The 17,998-nt window shown below is 70.0% G+C and carries 14 protein-coding genes; 11 read left to right on the top strand and 3 right to left on the bottom strand.

The annotated features are described in order from the left end of the window. The first annotated feature begins 12 nt into the window (after positions 1-12). From glgX to J1M36_RS06735, 6 genes are all read left to right on the top strand, one after another. Complete coding sequence (glgX, locus tag J1M36_RS06760) at positions 13-2,205, top strand: glycogen debranching protein GlgX (protein ID WP_206478962.1); 2,193 nt, start codon at positions 13-15, stop codon at positions 2,203-2,205. A 166-nt stretch (positions 2,206-2,371) separates the two neighbouring features. Next, positions 2,372-4,735, top strand: coding sequence for a malto-oligosyltrehalose synthase (gene treY / locus J1M36_RS06755; RefSeq protein WP_144998338.1), 2,364 nt, complete (start codon positions 2,372-2,374; stop codon positions 4,733-4,735). A 3-nt stretch (positions 4,736-4,738) separates the two neighbouring features. After that, complete coding sequence (treZ, locus tag J1M36_RS06750; protein ID WP_206478961.1) at positions 4,739-6,562, top strand: malto-oligosyltrehalose trehalohydrolase; 1,824 nt, start codon at positions 4,739-4,741, stop codon at positions 6,560-6,562. 170 nt (positions 6,563-6,732) lie between these two features. Continuing rightward, a complete protein-coding gene (gene mgrA / locus J1M36_RS06745; RefSeq protein ID WP_064847336.1) occupies positions 6,733-7,824 on the top strand; it encodes an L-glyceraldehyde 3-phosphate reductase in 1,092 nt (363 codons plus the stop codon). Next, positions 7,821-8,645, top strand: a complete 825-nt coding sequence (locus J1M36_RS06740) for a LysE family translocator (protein WP_193518879.1) — start codon at positions 7,821-7,823, stop codon at positions 8,643-8,645. The genes mgrA and J1M36_RS06740 overlap by 4 nt, the downstream gene beginning before the upstream one ends. A 178-nt stretch (positions 8,646-8,823) precedes the next feature. Continuing rightward, the gene (locus J1M36_RS06735; RefSeq protein ID WP_064847334.1) at positions 8,824-9,909 is read left to right on the top strand and encodes an inositol-3-phosphate synthase; all 1,086 of its coding nucleotides are present in this window, start codon (positions 8,824-8,826) and stop codon (positions 9,907-9,909) included. Between the two features lie 158 nt (positions 9,910-10,067). On the opposite strand, the gene J1M36_RS06730 is transcribed toward J1M36_RS06735, so the two are convergent. Next, entirely contained in the window at positions 10,068-10,436 is a 369-nt protein-coding gene (locus J1M36_RS06730) for a LysR substrate-binding domain-containing protein (protein ID WP_206478960.1), read from the bottom strand. Here J1M36_RS06730 and J1M36_RS06725 point away from each other — a divergent pair. Further along, positions 10,423-11,505, top strand: coding sequence for a cytochrome P450 (locus tag J1M36_RS06725; protein ID WP_206478959.1), 1,083 nt, complete (start codon positions 10,423-10,425; stop codon positions 11,503-11,505). The two genes, J1M36_RS06730 and J1M36_RS06725, sit on opposite strands and share 14 nt — an antisense overlap. On the opposite strand, the gene J1M36_RS06720 is transcribed toward J1M36_RS06725, so the two are convergent. Then, positions 11,465-12,262 (bottom strand): phosphatase, encoded by a 798-nt coding sequence (locus tag J1M36_RS06720; RefSeq protein WP_131332487.1) that lies wholly within the window; start codon positions 12,260-12,262, stop codon positions 11,465-11,467. The two genes, J1M36_RS06725 and J1M36_RS06720, sit on opposite strands and share 41 nt — an antisense overlap. Positions 12,263-12,272: 10 nt before the next feature. After that, positions 12,273-13,508 (bottom strand): glycosyltransferase, encoded by a 1,236-nt coding sequence (locus J1M36_RS06715; RefSeq protein ID WP_342358304.1) that lies wholly within the window; start codon positions 13,506-13,508, stop codon positions 12,273-12,275. Positions 13,509-13,622: 114 nt separating this feature from the next. Here J1M36_RS06715 and alr point away from each other — a divergent pair, with 114 nt between their 5' ends. The 4 genes from alr (at position 13,623) to tsaD (ending at position 17,991) form a co-directional block, all read left to right on the top strand. Then, complete coding sequence (alr, locus tag J1M36_RS06710; protein WP_241246954.1) at positions 13,623-15,575, top strand: alanine racemase; 1,953 nt, start codon at positions 13,623-13,625, stop codon at positions 15,573-15,575. Positions 15,576-15,681: 106 nt separating this feature from the next. Next, the gene (tsaB, locus tag J1M36_RS06705) at positions 15,682-16,368 is read left to right on the top strand and encodes a tRNA (adenosine(37)-N6)-threonylcarbamoyltransferase complex dimerization subunit type 1 TsaB (protein ID WP_206478957.1); all 687 of its coding nucleotides are present in this window, start codon (positions 15,682-15,684) and stop codon (positions 16,366-16,368) included. An 11-nt stretch (positions 16,369-16,379) separates the two neighbouring features. After that, complete coding sequence (gene rimI, locus J1M36_RS06700; protein WP_098054356.1) at positions 16,380-16,925, top strand: ribosomal protein S18-alanine N-acetyltransferase; 546 nt, start codon at positions 16,380-16,382, stop codon at positions 16,923-16,925. Further along, positions 16,912-17,991, top strand: coding sequence for a tRNA (adenosine(37)-N6)-threonylcarbamoyltransferase complex transferase subunit TsaD (gene tsaD, locus J1M36_RS06695; protein WP_206478956.1), 1,080 nt, complete (start codon positions 16,912-16,914; stop codon positions 17,989-17,991). Before rimI ends, tsaD begins: the two co-directional genes overlap by 14 nt. The last annotated feature ends 7 nt before the right edge of the window (positions 17,992-17,998 follow it).

The following is a 17,998-nucleotide window of genomic DNA, read 5'->3' as shown; positions in this document are numbered from 1 at the left end:
GAGGAGAAGTACATGGAAGTTTGGCCAGGACAACCGTACCCGTTGGGCGCCACGTTCGACGGCACGGGGACCAATTTCGCGCTCTTCTCCGAGGTCGCGGACCGCGTGGAACTGTGCCTGTTCGAGGAGGACGGCACGGAGACGCGCGTGGAGGTCACCGCCGTGGACAGCTACGTGTGGCACTGCTACCTCCCCCAGGTGCAGCCCGGTCAGCGCTACGGGTACCGGGTGCACGGGCCGTGGGATCCGTCCCAGGGGTTGCGGTGCAACCCGGACAAGTTACTCCTGGACCCCTACGCCAAGGCCGTGGAGGGCGGGATCGACTGGGACGAGTCCCTGTTCTCCTACAACTTCGGCGACGAGGACTCCGAGAACCACCAGGACTCCGCGGAACACATGATGAAGGGCGTGGTGATCAACCCGTTCTTCGACTGGGAGGGTGACCGCACCCCGCGCACCCCGTACCACAAGTCCGTGATCTACGAGGCCCACGTCAAGGGCCTCACCATGCAGCACCCGGAGGTCCCGGAGGAACAGCGCGGCACGTACGCCGGTGTGTCCCACCCCGCGGTCATCGAACACCTGCGGAAGCTGGGTGTCACCGCGATCGAACTGATGCCCGTGCACCAGTTCGTCCAGGACTCCACGCTGCTCGAGAAGGGGCTGCGCAACTACTGGGGGTACAACACCATCGCGTTCTTCGCGCCCCACAACGAGTACAGCGCGGCCTCCCACCTGGGCAGCCAGGTCCAGGAGTTCAAGGCCATGGTGCGCGCACTGCACCAAGCGGACATCGAGGTCATCCTGGACGTGGTGTACAACCACACGGCCGAGGGCAACCACATGGGCCCCACACTGTCCATGAAGGGCATCGACAACACCGCGTACTACCGCACCGTGGACGACGACCAGAAGTTCTACATGGACTACACGGGTACCGGTAACTCCCTGAACGTGCGTCACCCCCACTCGCTGCAGCTGATCATGGACTCGCTGCGCTACTGGGTCACCGAGATGCACGTGGACGGTTTCCGTTTCGACCTCGCCGCCACGCTGGCCCGTGAGTTCTACGACGTGGACAAGCTCTCCACGTTCTTCGAACTCGTCCAGCAGGACCCTATCGTCTCGCAGGTCAAGCTGATCGCCGAGCCCTGGGACATCGGTCCCGGTGGCTACCAGGTGGGCAACTTCCCGCCGCAGTGGACCGAGTGGAACGGCAAGTACCGGGACACCGTGCGTGATTTCTGGCGCGGGGAGCCCTCGACCCTGGGGGAGTTCGCGTCCCGTGTCACCGGTTCTGCGGACCTCTACGAGAACAGCGGCCGGCGCCCCTTCGCCTCGGTGAACTTCGTGACCGCCCACGACGGCTTCACACTGCGGGACCTCGTGTCCTACAACGAGAAGCACAACGAGGAGAACGGCGAGGACAACAACGACGGCGAGTCCCACAACCGCTCGTGGAACTGCGGTGAGGAGGGGCCCACGGACGATCCCGAGGTGCTCGCGATGCGTGCGCGTCAGCAGCGCAACTTCATCGCCACGCTCATGCTGTCCCAGGGCACGCCCATGCTGTTGCACGGTGACGAGGCGGGGCGCACCCAGAAGGGCAACAACAACACGTACTGCCAGGACAACGAGCTCACGTGGATCAACTGGGAGAAGGTGGACACCCCGCTCGTGGAGTTCACCTCCGTGATCACCCACCTGCGCCACGAACACCCCACGTTCCGCCGCTCGCAGTTCTTCGACGGGCGTCCCGTGGACATGGGCGAGCGTGCCGAGGGCGATCCCATGCCGGACATTGCCTGGCTCAACACGGACGGCACGCCCATGGTGCCCGCCGACTGGGACGAGCCCCTGGCTCGTGCCGTGGGCATGTGGCTCAACGGTCAGGGCATCACGGGAGTGGATATGCGCGGTCGCCGGATCACGGACGTGAACTTCATCGTGTACTTCAACTCCAACCCCGAGCCCGTGGACGTCACACTACCCCCGGCCAGCTACGGCATGAAGTGGGAGGAGATCGTGGACACCGCCGGCGAGCACGCGGACGGTGCCGTGCGCGGGCACTCCTCCACGTTGCGGATGGCAGGCAAGTCCACGGTGCTGTTGCGCGCGTGGGAGGCCCCCGAGGAAGAGCCGGACGCCTCCGTGGCCGCGTCCGTCGCGGCAGCGGTGTACGCGGCGTCGTCCGACGACGCCTGAGCGCCCCGCGGTGCGTGACCGGGCAGATCGCCCGCAGCCCGCGCCGCGCTGAACACGACTGCGGACGCGTCACCCCACACGGGTGGCGCGTCCGCCGTTTACGTCACGGTGCTCGTTGAGCGCGGGGTGACTGGCCCGAGCGCGCGCATTCGGCAAGACTGTAAGGGTGCTGACACCCACTTCAACGTACCGGTTGCAAATCACGACCCAGCAGGACCTGCATCGCGCGGCGGAACTGGTCCCCTACATCAAGCGTCTGGGGGCGGGGTGGGTGTACCTCTCGCCCATCCTGCGGGCCACGAGCGGCTCGGACCACGGGTACGACGTCGTAGATCCCACCGAGGTGGATCCCGAACGCGGGGGATCGGAGGGGCTGAAGGCACTGTCCGATGCCGCGCACGAGGCCGGACTGGGCGTCGTCGTGGACATCGTGCCCAACCACCAGGGCGTGGCCGCCCCGCAGGAGAACCCGTGGTGGTGGTCGCTGCTCGAGAAGGGGCAGGACAGCCCCTACGCGGACGCGTTCGACGTGGACTGGCAGGCCGGCGGCGGCAAGATCTTGATCCCGGTGCTCGGCGACGGTGACGAGGACCTCTCCGCGCTCACCGTCCAGGACGGGACGCTGCGCTACTACGACAACGTCTACCCCCTGGCCGAGGGCACGTACCGCGAGGGCGACGATCCCGCCGAGGTGCACGGGCGGCAGCACTACGAACTGATCAACTGGCGCCGCGGTGACTCCGAGCTGAACTACCGCCGGTTCTTCACCGTGGCCACGCTCGCCGGGGTGCGGGTCGAGGACGCCCGTGTCTTCGAGGAATCCCACGCGGAGGTCGCGCGCTGGTTCCGCGAGGGACTCGTGGACGGGCTGCGCATCGACCACCCGGACGGGGTGCGGGACCCGCAGGACTACCTCGGGAAGCTGGCCGGGCTCACGGACGGCGCGTGGACCGTCGTCGAGAAGATCTTGGAACCGGGGGAGTACCTGCCCGAACAGTGGCGCACGGCCGGGACCACGGGCTACGACTCGCTGGGCTGGATCGACCGGGTGCTCACGGACGCACGCGGGCACTACGAGCTCGCCTCACTGGACACCAAGCTGCGCGGTGGTCAGCCCGTGCGCTGGGACCCGCTGATCCACGAGACCAAGCGCCGGATGGCGGACGCTGGCCTGGCCGCGGAGGTGCACCGCCTGGTGCGCGAACTGCCGGCCGACTTCCCGCACGGGGCCGCGGCGTCGTACGACGGTCTCGCCGAGATCCTCGCCAACTTCCCGGTGTACCGCACGTACCTGCCCGAGGGTGCGCAGTACCTGCGCGACGCGGTCGCCGCCGCGCGGCGGTGGCGCCCCGAGCTCGCGGACGTGCTCGACGACCTCGCGCGTGAACTCGGCGGGGACGTGAACGGCACCCTGAGCGGAGTGGCGCAGCGTTTCCAGCAGACCTCGGGCATGGTCATGGCCAAGGGCGTGGAAGACACCGCGTTCTACCGATACCCCAAGCTCTCCTCCCTCACCGAGGTGGGCGGTGACCCCTCGGTCTTCTCGCTCACGCCCGAGCAGTTCCACGCGGAGGCGGCGCGGCGGCAGCGTGAATCGCCCTCGACCATGAACGCACTGACCACCCACGACACCAAGCGCTCGGCATCGGTGCGTGCGCGGATCACGGTGCTCTCGGAGCAGCCCAGGGCCTGGTCCGAGACCGTGGCCACGCTCGTCAATCGCGCCAAGGACGCGCAGATCGAGCTGGCGGACGGACCCGCCGTGAACCTCGTCCTGCAGGCCGTGGTGGGTGCGTGGCCGCTCGAGCGCAATCGTGCCGTGGACTACGCGATGAAGGCCGTGCGCGAGGCGTCCGTGTCCACCGCGTGGGTGGACGGGGACGAGCACTTCGAGGCGGAGCTGACCCGGTTCATCGACTTCCTCTTCAGCAACCCGCGCGCCCGCGGCATCGTGGAGGGGTGCGTGGAGCGCGTGAGCGCACCGGGGTTCAGCAACGCCCTGGCGGCCACCGCGCTGCAGCTGACCCTGCCGGGCGTCCCGGACGTCTACCAGGGGCAGGAGTTGTGGGAACCGTCGCTCGTGGACCCCGACAACCGTCGGCCCGTGGACTTCGCGGCGCGCGAGCAGATGTTGGCACGGCTCGACGCCGCTCGGCCGGGTTCCGCGGACGCCACCCCGCCCGTGGACGGCACGGGGGCGGCGCGCATGCTGTTGACCTCGCGCGCCCTGCGGCTGCGCGGCGAGCACCCCGAGCTGTTCACGGAGTACATACCGCTGGAGTTCCGGGGCGCGCTCGCCGAGCACGCCCTGGGCTTCGACCGCGGCGGCGTGGCCACCGTGGTCACCCGCTTCCCCGCGACCCTCGCCCCCGAGGGCGGCTTCACGGACGAGACCGTGGTCCTCGCGCCGGGGACGTGGCAGGACGTCCTCACGCACCGCGAGTACACCACGGACCAGGACGGCGCCGTGCGCCTGGCCGACCTCCTCTTCACCTACCCCGTGGCGATTCTGCGCCGGAAGGACGGCTGAGACATGACCCAGGACCATCGTTTCGACGTGTGGGCACCCCACGCCCGCAAGGTCACCGTCCGCATCGACGGTGTGGACCACCCCATGCAGGGCCTGGCCGATCGCCCCGGCTGGTGGACGCTGCCCGACGACGCCGACGTCCCCCGGGGCACCGTGCGCTACGGCTACCTGCTGACCAAGGTCTTCGACGAGGGCACGGACAAAGAACGCACTTCGGTGTCCGAGGTGCTTCCAGACCCGCGCTCACGCCGCCAGCCGCAAGGTGTGCACGATTTGTCCTGCACGTTCGACCCGGACGCCTTCGAATGGCACGACGCCGCGTGGCGGCCGCGTCCGCTGCGGGACTCGGTGCTCTATGAACTGCACCCCGGGACGTTCACCCCGGAGGGCACGCTCGACGCGGCGATCAGCAAGTTGGACCACCTCGTGGACCTTGGCGTGGACGCCGTGGAACTGTTGCCCGTCAACGGGTTCAACGGGGACCACAACTGGGGCTACGACGGCGTCGCCTGGTACACCGTGGATGAGTCCTACGGTGGGCCCGAGGCCTATCAGCGGTTCGTGGACGCGTGCCACACCAAGGGCATCGCCGTGATCCAGGACGTGGTCTACAACCACCTGGGACCCAGCGGGAACTACCTGCCGCTCTTCGCGGAGTACTTCAAGCCCGGGGCCTCCAGCTGGGGGGACCTGATCAACCTGGACGGGTGGGGTTCGGACGGGGTGCGCGAGTACATCCTGGACAACATCACCATGTGGCTGCGCGACTACCACGTGGACGGGTTCCGCCTAGATGCCGTGCATGCGCTCGCCGATTCCCGCGCCACGCACATCCTGGAGCAGATCGCCCAGCGCATCGCGGCGGAGTCCGAGCGCACGGGCAAGGAGCTCGTGGCCATCGCGGAATCCGACCTCAACGATCCCCGCATGATCGCGGGTACGGAGGGGCACGGTCTGGGCATGGACGCGCAGTGGCTCGACGACGTCCACCACGCCGCGCACGTGGCGTTCACCGGGGAGACCCACGGGTACTACGGGGACTTCGCATCCCTGCATGCCCTGGAGAAGACCATGCACACGGCGTACTTCCACAACGGGACGTACTCCACGTTCCGTGGCCGCTCGCACGGCCGCGAGATCGATCCTGCCGAGCAGCGGCCGTGGCAGTTCGTGACGTTCCTGCAGAACCACGACCAGGTGGGCAACCGCGCGGCCGGGGACCGGATGAACCACGGCATGAGTGTGGACCGGGCGATCGCGGCCGCCACGTGGCTGCTCACCCAGCCCTACACGCCCATGCTGTTCATGGGCGAGGAGTTCGGGGCCAGCACGCCGTGGCAGTTCTTCACGGCCCACCCCGAACCCGAACTGGGGGAGGCCGTGGCCACGGGCCGCAAGGCGGAATTCGCCGCGATGGCCTGGGATCACGCGACCGTCCCGGATCCCCAGGACCCGCAGACGTTCGAACGTTCCAAGCTCGACTGGGGCGAGGTGCACGAGGGTGAGCACCAGCGCATCCTGGACGCCTACCGAGAGCTGATCGCGCTGCGTCACGACACCCCGGAGCTCACCGATCAGAACTGGGCCACCGTGGCCACCCAGGCGAGCGACTCCGAGCAGTGGTTCGTGCTCAAGCGGATGAGCGAGCCGGAGTCCGAACACGGCGTGGTCGTGGCCGTGAACCTCTCGGACTCCGAACGCGAGCTGCCGCTCATGGGCGGTGACGCCCCGCGGGTGCTCTTCGCGAGTGGCACGGACCCTGACATTACGACGACGCCGGGCGCGGTGCGGCTCGCGCCGGAGACGGCGGTGGTGCTGCGCGTGTAGCTATGCGTGTGGCGTCGTTCTGCGCGGCGTCGGTGTGTGCGGCGAGATTCCATGGGGGGCCCGCGCGGGCCCCGCCGCGGCGTCGTCGTGCGGGCTGCTGCACCGGGCCCGGGACGTGACCGCTACCTGCTTCGAGTCAGCCCCACCCGCAAGGTGGCACACTGGACCCCATGCTGACTTTTGGTGAGAACACCGTGTGGACCGCGGCCGAGGACCGCTACGAGACCATGCCGTACCGGCGGGTGGGCAACTCCGGGCTGAAGCTGCCCGCGCTGTCCCTGGGGTTGTGGCATAACTTCGGCGATGACACCCCGCTCGCGACCATGCGGGCCACGCTGCGCCGGGCGTTCGACCTGGGGATCACGCACTTCGACCTGGCCAACAACTACGGCCCGCCCGCGGGCTCCGCAGAGCTGAACTTCGGGCGCATCCTACGGGAGGACTTCGCCCGGTACCGCCAGGAACTCGTGATCTCCACGAAGGCCGGGTGGCAGATGTGGCCCGGCCCGTACGGCGGTGTGGGCGGTTCACGCAAGTACCTGCTCGATTCCATCGACCAGTCGCTCGAACGCATGGGCCTGGACCGCGTGGACATCTTCTACCACCACCGCCCGGACCCGGACACTCCCCTCGAGGAGACCATGGGTGCCCTGCACCATATCGTGCGCTCGGGCCGCGCGAGCTACGTGGGGATCTCGTCCTACAGCGCGGACCTCACGCTCGCCGCGCAGGGGATCATGCGGGAGCTGGGCACTCCGCTGCTCATCCACCAGCCCTCGTACTCCATGCTCAACCGCTGGATCGAGCAGCCGGACGAGCACGCGGACGGGAAGAACCTGCTGGGCGCGCTCACGGAAGCGGGCATGGGCTCTATCAGCTTCTCCCCGCTGGCCCAGGGCATGCTCACCGACAAGTACCTGAACGGTGTACCCGAGCACTCCCGCGCGGCCGCTGGGAAGTCACTCAACCCGGACTGGTTGAGTGAGAACACCCTGGATCAGATTCGGGAACTGAACGCGATGGCCCGGGACCGCGGGCAGACGTTGGCCCAGATGGCGATCGCGTGGGTGTTGCGTCCGCAGGCGGAGGGACAGGTCACGACGGCGCTCGTGGGCGCGTCCTCGCCCGAGCAGATCGCCGATTCCGCCCGCGCCGTGCAGAACCTGGACTTCTCCGACGATGAACTGCAGCGGATCGACGAGCTGGTCTCGGACGCGGACATCAACATCTGGGGGGCGGCCACCGAGTCCAAGCACGTATGACCGCGGCGCAGTACGCCGCGCTGCTGGGACTGTGGATCGCGGGGATCATCTCCCCGGGTCCGGACGTCCTGGTGATTCTGCGCAATGCGTTCCTCACCACACGTGGCAAGGCCATGCTCACGGCGGCGGGGGTGATGGTCGGCAACCTCATGTGGATCACGCTCTCGCTCACGGGCGTGACGCTGGTGATCAACAGCAATCACGTGCTCAAACTCGTGATCCAGATCGCTGGTGCCCTGTTCCTGGCGCGCATGGGCTACGGATCCCTGCGCGCCGGGCTGGCCACGCGCGCGCTGAATCGCGGTGGAACGGGTCACGCGGAGACCTCGGATCCCGATGCACGAGCGGGCCTCGCCGCACGGGTCTGCACCGACGGGCAGGACGGCCCCGGCGGTTCGGCCGGATTCAGCGGACCAGTGGACCCCGACGTCGCCGCGAGCCCCGCCGCACCCACGGGCACAATCGGGGGTCCCGCGTTCTCCAAGGCCGGAGGTCTGCTCGGGACCCGCCACCTCACATCGGGCAAGGCCCTGCTCCAGGGGACGATCACCAACCTGGCCAACGCCAAGGCGATCGTCTTCTTCATCGCCCTGTTCGCGACCGTTGTCCCCGCGGACATCCTGTGGTGGGAGGGATTGATCACCCTGGCGCTCCTCATGGCCGTGGGCCTGGCATGGTTCCTGGCCGTCGCGTGGTTCGGTTCCGTCCCCGCGCTGGCGCGGCGGTTCCAAGCGCGTTCGGCCGAGGTCGAGATCGCGGCCGGGGTCGTGTTCCTGCTGGTCGCGGTGTTGTTGCTCGTGGAGGTCGTCCTGGCCGGGTGACCGTGCAGCGTGAGGGCGGCAGCGGCGTCGTCGTCACGGCGGTGCCCGGGCGAGGCACGTCCGAGCGCGTGGCTAGACTGTGGAGTCGGTTGCGTGCGGCGTGGCACGGCAGGATGCGGTGCCCACGCACGAACGCGCGAGGTGCGCGTGGCCGTCATCACCCGAGCTGAGGAGAACCGTGTCCGAAAATCCCATCCGAGTGGCCATTGCCGGTGTGGGCAACTGCGCCACATCGCTCATCCAGGGCGTCCACTTCTACCGGGACGCAGACCCCTCCGAGACCGTGCCCGGGCTCATGCACGTGCGCTTCGGTGACTACCACGTGGGGGACGTGCAGTTCGTGGCCGCGTTCGACGTGGACGCCGCCAAGGTGGGCTTGGACCTCTCCCAGGCGATCCTGGCCTCCGAGAACAACACCATGGAGATCGCAAAGGTCCCCAACCTGGACGTGAACGTGCAGCGCGGACCCACCCTGGACGGGCTGGGCCAGTACTACCGCGAGACCATCACGGAATCGGACGCCGAGCCCGTGGACGTCGCGCAGGTGCTGCGCGAACGCGAGGTGGACGTGCTCGTCTCCTACCTCCCGGTGGGTTCCGAGGAGGCCGACCGCTACTACGCGCAGGCCGCGATCGACGCCGGTGTGGCGTTCGTCAACGCCCTGCCCGTGTTCATTGCCGGGACCGACGAGTGGGCGCAGAAGTTCACGGACGCCGGCGTGCCGATCGTGGGCGACGACATCAAGTCCCAGGTGGGCGCGACCATCACCCACCGCGTGCTGGCCAAGCTGCTCGAGGACCGCGGCTACGTCCTGGACCGCACGTACCAGCTCAACGTGGGCGGGAATATGGACTTCAAGAACATGCTCGAGCGCTCGCGGCTCGAGTCCAAGAAGATCTCCAAGACCCAGGCCGTGACGTCCAACGTGCCGCACGAGATGCGGGCCAAGGACGTGCACATCGGCCCCTCGGATTACGTGGGGTGGCTTGACGACCGCAAGTTCGCCTTCGTCCGCCTCGAGGGCCACGGTTTTGGTAACGCCCCGATCTCGCTCGAGTACAAGCTCGAGGTGTGGGACTCGCCCAACTCCGCCGGTGTGATCATCGACGCGATCCGCGCTGCGAAGATCGGCCTGGACCGCGGCATCGGGGGACCGCTGACCTCGGCGTCCTCCTACTTCATGAAGTCCCCGCCCGAGCAGTTCGACGACGACACCGCCCGCGAGAACGTGGAGAAGTTCATCCGCGGCGAGGTCGAGCGCTGATCGTCTCGTAGCACCGCACGACGACGCCGCGAGGGCCGTCCGGCACGTACCGGGCGGCCCTCGGTTGCGTCCGGGGGCGCGCGTCCTGCCGCTGGCCCGGGCCCGCGGGTGCGGCGGCCCGGGTCCCTGGGGGGGGTGCGGCCCGGCCCTCGCGCGGTTCAGCGAAAGATCGCCCAGCCCCCGGCGGACGCGCGCGCCAGGTCCGCGACCGCCCGGACCCGCCGGGGCACGGTCACACCCCGCGGCCAGGCCAACACGACCGATTCCCGTTCGTTCCCCGGGGACACCGGGCGGCACACCACGGGTAGTTCCTCCCGACTCAGCTCCGTCCCCACGCCCAGGAAGTGCATCCCGTAGCCCGCACCGCGGCCCACGAGGGAGCGCATGAGTTCGACGTCCTCCGTGCGGGGCACGATGCGCGGGGTGATCCCACGCCGGCGCAGGATGTTGAGGGTGTTCTCCCCGCTCGGTGCCTCGTCGAGCAGCTCGGGTGGCAAGTTGACCGCGTAGGTGATGATCGCGTCCACGCGGGACACCGTGCTCCAGGGCGTGCACCTGCCCGCGGGCTCCAAGCTCGGTGTGTGCCTGCTCTCGGCCAACCGGGACGAGAACGAGTGGCCGCACCCCGAGCGCTTCGACCTCACGCGCCGCGACCAGGGCGCACACCGCGCGGAGCTCACGCTTGACCAGCTGCGCGAGGCCTTCGACGCCGTGGTGCTCGCGACCGGGCTGCACACGGACGAGGATCCGGGCGTGCCGGGCGGGGACCTCCCGGGTGTGCTCGGCGCGGGCGGCGCGACCCGGTGGCTCAACGGCGACCCCGGGGAGTGTGCGGGCCGCACCGATTCCGGAACCCTGCTCGGTGGCAGCACCGCGGTGATCGGGATGGGCAACGTGGCCATGGACGTTGATCCGCTTGCTCGCCAAGCGCGCCACCGATCTCGCGGGCTGGGTCATCACGGCCGTGGGATTCACGGAGGGCCCCGACGCTTTGCTCCCGCAGAGCGCACTCGACGCCGGATGCCGGGACACCAGACGCGTGGGGGACGGGCTGTACGCCGCGGGATGGCTGCGCAGGACTCCGGCGGTTCCGGTGACGGTTCGGGCGGTGTGGGGACGGCTCCCCTCACGATCCTCTTCGGCACGGAATCCGGTAATGCGGAACTCGTGGCGCAGTCACTGGCCGCTCACGTGCGGGACCGGTTCGCGGTCACGGTCCAGGACCTCGCGGACACGGATCCCGCCGCGCTGGACACCTCCCACCCGCACGTCATGGTGTGTTCCACGTACGGGGACGGCGAGCTGCCCACGTCCGCGCGGGCCTTCGCGACGGCGGTGGCCGAAGGAGCCGCGGATCTGAGCAGCGTGCGCTACGCGGCGTTCAGCCTCGGGGACCGCACGTACGGGGAGACGTTCTCGCGCGGCGTCGTCGTGCTGGACGAGACCCTCGCGGCAGCGGGCGCGTCCCGGTTCGGGGACGCGGGTCGGCACGACGCCGCCGAGGGCCGACCGCCCGCGCGGCAGGCGTGCGAGTGGCCGGACGGGATCGCCGAACTCAGCCGCGTTCCTGCCCCGCGAGCCCCGCACGGGAAATGATGTAGTCCACCACGGGGTCGTAGAGGTGCGGGGGGACGTTGTCGTCCAGCGGGACCACGACCTCCACCTGCCCCTGGGCCTCAGCGACGAAGATCCCGGGGTCGTTGCAGTCACCCATCGCGATGGTGGACAGCCCCGCCCGCGAGCCCGCGTACCCGGCCATCCCGTGATCGGCGATCACGAGGTCCGGCGCCTCGCGGCCCTGGTCCCGCAGGTGATCGAGGACCAGCTGCATGGGCTCGGGGAAGTGGGTGTGGCGCAGGCCGCCGTACTGCTCGACCATCACGACGTCCTCGATCTGGCGGACGTCCCCGTCCTCGAACGGCAGGGCCTCGTCGAAGCGCAGCACGCGCGCCCCGGACTTGCGGGCCACCCGCGCGAGGCGGGCGTAGACGGGCGCGAGGCCGGAGGGATGACCGGTCGCGAACAACAACCGCTTGCGGCCCTGCACCGCGCGGCTGAACAGCTCGGCGTAGCGGTCGAGTCCGGCCACGCACAGCTGCGCGGAAATGGAGTCCTGGCCCTCGGCGTACTCGGGGTCGTCGTTGATCCCCACGCGGTCGCGCATGAGCTCGAAGACGGAGTCGAAATCCCAGTCCCTGATGCGCTCGACCCCCATGTGCTGGTGCTGGTCCCCGTCCAGGAAACCCTGGATGTTGCGGAGGTTGGCTTCACGGGGGGTCGCGACGGCCCCGGTGATCCGGGAGCGGTCCAGGTAACGGGCAAGGGAATCACGGCTCAGGTACGCGGTGGTCACACGGGAAAGTTTAGGCGTCGTGCTCGCGCGCCGCACAGGCGAGGTAGGCCGCAGTGTGCTGCGCGGCGACGTCGTCCCACGTCAGCTCGCGCGCTCGCAGCCGAGCGGCGTGTGACATTGCTCGCCACGCGCCCGGGTCCCGGGCCGCGCGGTACAGGGCGTCCGCCCAGCTCGCGGGCTCGCGGTCCGGGACGAGCCGGCCGGTCTCACCGTCGCGCACGGCGTAGCGCAATCCGTCCACGTCCGTGGCCAGGACGGGCGTCCCGCACGCCTGGGCCTCGACCGCCACGAGCCCGAACGTCTCCGACGACGACGCCACGGCCACCGCGTCTACCCGGCCCATGAGTCGGGCGAGGTCCTCGCGGGGCAGGGAGCCGCGGAAGTCGACGGCGCTCGCCACGCCCCCCGCGTCCGCCAGCTCGCGTAGGTGGGCCAGGAAATCGGGGGAGCCCACACCGGCCAGGATCAAGCGAACGGGAACGTCAGGGTGACTGCGGTGCAACTCTCCGAGCGCGCGGACCAGGATCTGCTGTCCCTTGAGGGGTTGCATGCGTCCCGCGGACAGGACGGTGAAGGGCCCGTTCCGTAACTTGTCCCGTTCGTCCGGGACCGGCGGGTGGAAGACCTCGGGGTCCACCCCGGGCGGGATCACGACCACGCTCGCCGGATCCGCGCCGTACAGCTCCACGACCTGCCGCTGTTCCGCGGGGGTGTTCACCACGGTGCGGCAGGCGTGGGCGATCAGTTCTCGTTCGGCGGCCTCCCGCTCGGCCGGTTCGGGGGACTCGTCCGATCCGGCGCGCAGGTTCTTGGCGGCGGCGGAGGTGTGGAGGGTCAGGACGAGGGGAGCCCGGAGGAAGCTGGCCACGTGGAGCCCGGCCACGCCGGAGAGCCAGTAGTGGGCGTGCACGACGGGCGCGGCGTCGTCGGCGTAATGCTGTGCGAGGGCCTCGCCGAAGGCATAAGCGAACCGGGGCAGGCCCTCCTTGGGGACCTCTGCGGCGCCCGCGAGCGCCACGGTGAGCAGCCGCACGCCCGGGGCGAGGTCCGTCGTGCGAATGCCGGGGGAATGGGACGGATCGCGATCGAGGGTGGCCATGTCCACGGCCCAGCCCGCGTGGGCGAGCGCGTGGGCTAGGTGCCACACGTACACGTTCATGCCACCGGCGTCCCCGGTCCCGGGCTGGTCCACGGGGGACGTGTGCATGCTCAGCAGCAGGACACGGGGCCGATCGGGAGAGGACACGCGACCAGCCTACTGGGGCGGCGTACCGGGACCGCCCGCCCGGGAACGAGTGCGCGTGACTCGGGCGGGGCCGGGCGTGCCGACGGCGCAGGGCACAATGGAATGGTGAGTGCGATGACAGACCGACAGCCCCGGCAACCCAGCGAACGCAGCGCGGTGGTGGACCTCTCCGCCGTGCAGCACAACGTGCGGCGCCTCGCGGAACTCGCCCGGGGGCGCACGCTGATCGCCGTGGTCAAGGCAGATGCGTACGGCCACGGGGCGGTTCCGGTGGCGCGCGCGGTGCTCGCCGCCGGCGCCCATATGCTCGGCACGGCGCACGCGTCCGAGGCGGTGGCCCTGCGCGACGCGGGCATCACCGCCCCCGTGCTCGCGTGGCTGCACACCCCTGCCACGGACTTCGAACAGGCGCTGCGACGCGACGTCCGCCTGGGTCTCAACGGGTGGGAGCTCGACGCCGTTCTGGCCGCCGCCCGCGACACGGGCACCCCGGCCACGGTGCACCTGAAACTCGATTCCGGGCTCGGCCGCAACGGTGCCACGGTGGAGGAGTGGCCCGGGTTCGTCGAGCGCGTGGTGGCCGCTCAGAACGCCGGTCTGCTGAGCGTGGAAGGGATCTTCACGCACCTCGCCGTCGCGGACGAACCGCAGCGCGAGGCCGAGACCGTTGCGCAATTACACGCACTCAGCGATGCGGTGCGGATCGCGCGCGACGCGGGCCTGGACCCCACCCTGATCCACGCGGCCAACACCCCCGGATTATTCGGGGCACAGGACATGGCGGACCCCGATCTCGTGCTCCGCGACGCCGTGCGGGTGGGGCTGGGCCTGTACGGGCTGAGCCCGTTCGCGGATCGCACCCCCGAGGACTTCGGCCTGCGCCCGGTCATGACCCTGCGGACCCGTGTGGCCAACGTCAAAGCCGTGCCCGCGGGCCACGGGGTCTCGTACGGTTTCGCGTACCGCACCACCGGGCCAACGCACCTTGCGCTGATCCCGCTGGGCTACGCCGACGGCGTTCCCCGGGTAGCCACGGGCGCCCCCGTGCGGATCGGGGACCGGGTGTACCCCGTGGTGGGGCGGATCGCGATGGACCAGTGCGTCGTGGACCTGTCGCGGGGCGGGGAGCCCGCGGCGTCGTCGTCCGGATCGGAACCGCCCGGAGTGGACTCGTCCGCGGCGGAACCGCCCGTGCGCGTGGGGGACGAGGCCGTGCTGTTCGGGGCGGGGGAGGACCCGTCCGCTACGCGGTGGGCGGATGCCGCGGGGACGATCAACTACGAGATCGTCACGAGGATCTCGCCGCGCGTACCCCGGGAGTACGTGAACGCTCCCGATGCCGACGGCGTCGGAACAGCCGGGAGCGCGGCGGACGGTGCCGCCTGGACCGTGACTCGGCATCCCGACACCGCTCATGACACCCGGGTGCTCGCCGAGCGGGTGGCCGAGCACCTGCGGGCCGGGGACCTGGTCATGCTCAACGGTGACCTCGGCGCCGGGAAGACCACGTTCACCCAGGGGCTCGGCCGGGGCCTCGGCGTGCGCGACGGGATCATATCCCCCACGTTCGTGTTGAGCCGCGTGCACCCCAACGATCCGGACGGGCCCCGCCCGGGCGGACCCGATCTCGTGCACGTGGACGCCTATCGCTTGGACTCCGCGGCGGACGTGGACGACATCGACCTCGAGGACACCGTGGACACGTGCGTGACCGTCGTGGAGTGGGGGACCGGCAAGGTGGAACACCTCAGCGATTCCCGGTTGGTGATCGACATCGTCCGGGCGCGGGGTACGCAGGACGGGCCCGGCTCGGCGGATCCGGTGTCGGACGCGACGGGTGCGGAGTCCACCGTGGGGACCACGGACGGTGAGGACCCCGCGGATCTCAGTGGGGCGGTGCTCTCCGGCGGATCAGGTTCCGACGGAGAGGGCGATTCCCCCTCCGCGGCGGACGTGATCCGCGCCCTCAACGACGAGTGGGAATCCGCGGAGCAACTCAGCGATGAACCGCGCGCGGTGATCGTGCGCGGCTACGGACCCCGTTGGGCGGACCCCCTCCAGTTGTGACCTCGCCACGCAGTGCCGGGGCGAGGGGCGGCCGGAGCCCGGAGTGATGGCGGCGGGCGGTCGCCGGGGCCCGGAGCGGTTGCGGGGCCGGGCTTAGACTGTTCGGGTGCTTGTGCTGAGTCTGGATTCCTCGTCGATCGCGTCCGTGGCACTGTCCCGGGACGGTGAGGTCTTGAGCAGGTTCGACACCGTCGACACCCGATCCCACGCCGAGGCCCTGGCTCCCGCCGTGCACGACCTCATGGCGGAGGCGGGCCTCACCGGCACCGACCTGGACGCCGTTCTCGTGGGCACCGGTCCCGGACCGTTCACGGGTCTGCGCGCGGGACTTGTGACCGGTCGCACCTTGGGCTTTGCATGGGCCCTGCCTGTCCATGGGGTGTGTTCCCTGGACGCGGCGGCGTTCCACGTGGCCCCGGAGGCGCTCGCCGCGGGTCATGCGGAGTTCGTGGTGGTCACCGATGCGCGCCGCAAGGAGCTCTACCGCCGCGACTACCGGGTGCACGAGGACGAGCTCGGACCCGTGATCACCCCGCTGGGCGATCCCCGGGTTGGCTCCCCGGAGGACGTTCCCGCGCTGCCGTGCTACGGCTCCGGTGCGGGGCTCTACCCCGATCGGTTGTCGCACGCGGTCCCGGGATTCTCGGACCTGCACCCCTCCGCCGCAGATCTCGCCCGGGCGGCGTGGGCGATCACGAGCCGCGGTCAGGAACTGAGCACCGACACGTCCCCCCTGTACCTGCGCGATTCCGACGCCAAGGTGCCCGCATCCCCCAAGCGGGCCACACGATGACGGGCCACCCCATGACGGGAGGGCACGCGGCTGCGGTGGGAGCGGCGTCGTCGTTACCGGCGGGCTACGCGCTGCGCCCCATGCAACCTGGGGACCTCGAGGACGTGTACGCGCTGGAGACCGTCCTGTTCCCCGAGGACGCCTGGCCCCGGCACATGTTCCACGAGGAACTGACCCACCCCACACGGCAGTACTGGGTGCTCACCCGGGACCGGGAGATCGTGGGCTACGCGGGGATGATGAGCATCCCGCCGGTCGCGGATGTGCAGACCATCGCGGTCGCGAAGGACCACGAGGGCAAGGGCCTGGGCAGTGCCCTGCTGCGCGTGCTGCACGAGGCCGCGATTCGCAGCGGCGCCACCGAGATGATGCTCGAGGTGCGGGCGGACAATCCGCGGGCACAAGAGCTGTACCGCCACTTCGGCTATCACCACATCCACACCCGGGCGCACTACTACGGGCCCGGCCACGACGCGCTGATCATGCGCTGCGAACTAGTCCCCGCGAAGGAGCCCACCCGCAGCGCGGACGGAAGGACCATTCATGAACACCGCTGAACCGCTCGTCATGGGCATCGAGTCCTCGTGCGACGAGACGGGTATCGGGATCGTGCGGGGCACCGAGCTGCTCACCAACACGGTGTCCTCGTCCATGGCCGAACACGTGCGCTTCGGCGGGGTGATCCCCGAGATCGCCTCGCGCGCGCACCTCGAGGCGTTCGTCCCCGCGGTGCGTGCTGCGCTCGACGACGCCGGTGTGACCCTGGACCAGCTCGACGCGATCGCCGTGACCTCCGGGCCCGGGCTCGCCGGGGCGCTCATGGTAGGGGTCGCGGCGGCCAAGGCACTCGCGGTGGCCACGGGCAAACCCCTGTACGCGATCAACCACCTCGTGGCCCACGTGGGGGTGGGTCTGCTCGACGACCGCGGTGAGCTGCCCGACGGCCTGGGCGCGCTGCTCGTCTCCGGGGGCCACACCGAGATCCTGGCCGTCCCCGACATCACGAGTGACGTGCGGCTACTGGGCGCCACGATCGACGACGCCGCCGGCGAGGCCTACGACAAGGTCGCCCGCCTGCTCGGACTCTCCTACCCCGGTGGACCGGCGATCGACAAGGCCGCGAAGGACGGCGACCCGACGGCTTTCGCGTTCCCCCGGGGGCTGACGGCGGGCAAGTACATGGGGTCGGCCGAGAATCCCGGTCCGCACCGTTACGACATGTCCTTCTCCGGCTTGAAGACGGCCGTGGCCCGCGTGGTCGAGGCGTTCGACGCCGCCGGTCAACCCGTCCCCGTGGCGGACGTGGCCGCAAGCTTCCAGGAGTCGGTCGTGGACGTGATCGCGCGCAAGACCGTGCTGGCGTGCACCGAACACGGGATCACCACCCTTCTCATGGGCGGGGGCGTGGCCGCCAATTCCCGGTTGCGGGAGGTCGTGACCGCGCGGTGCGGTGAGCACGGGATTCCCGTGGTGATCCCGCCGCTGTCCCTGTGCACCGACAACGGCGCGATGGTGGCCGCCCTGGGCTCCCGGCTGGTGGCGCAGGGCCGTCAGCCCACCGGGATCTCGTTCACCGCGGACCCCGGCCTGCCGGTGTCCACGGTGTCGATGCCCGCGGCGTAGTCCTGCC

This window comes from Kocuria sp. KRD140, from assembly GCF_017168375.1.
Classification (GTDB): Bacteria; Actinomycetota; Actinomycetes; order Actinomycetales; family Micrococcaceae; genus Kocuria; species Kocuria marina.
This window is presented reverse-complemented; position numbering and strand designations above follow the sequence as displayed.

Excerpts from the sequence above, each read along its gene's own strand:
- tsaD (WP_206478956.1), top strand. The coding sequence starts at position 16,912 with ATGAACACCGCTGAACCGCTCGTCATGGGCATCGAGTCCTCGTGCGAC.
- alr (WP_241246954.1), top strand. The coding sequence starts at position 13,623 with ATGACAGACCGACAGCCCCGGCAACCCAGCGAACGCAGCGCGGTGGTG.
- rimI (WP_098054356.1), top strand. The coding sequence starts at position 16,380 with ATGACGGGAGGGCACGCGGCTGCGGTGGGAGCGGCGTCGTCGTTACCG.
- J1M36_RS06725 (WP_206478959.1), top strand. The coding sequence starts at position 10,423 with ATGATCGCGTCCACGCGGGACACCGTGCTCCAGGGCGTGCACCTGCCC.
- glgX (WP_206478962.1), top strand. The coding sequence starts at position 13 with ATGGAAGTTTGGCCAGGACAACCGTACCCGTTGGGCGCCACGTTCGAC.
- treZ (WP_206478961.1), top strand. The coding sequence starts at position 4,739 with ATGACCCAGGACCATCGTTTCGACGTGTGGGCACCCCACGCCCGCAAG.
- J1M36_RS06740 (WP_193518879.1), top strand. The coding sequence starts at position 7,821 with ATGACCGCGGCGCAGTACGCCGCGCTGCTGGGACTGTGGATCGCGGGG.
- mgrA (WP_064847336.1), top strand. The coding sequence starts at position 6,733 with ATGCTGACTTTTGGTGAGAACACCGTGTGGACCGCGGCCGAGGACCGC.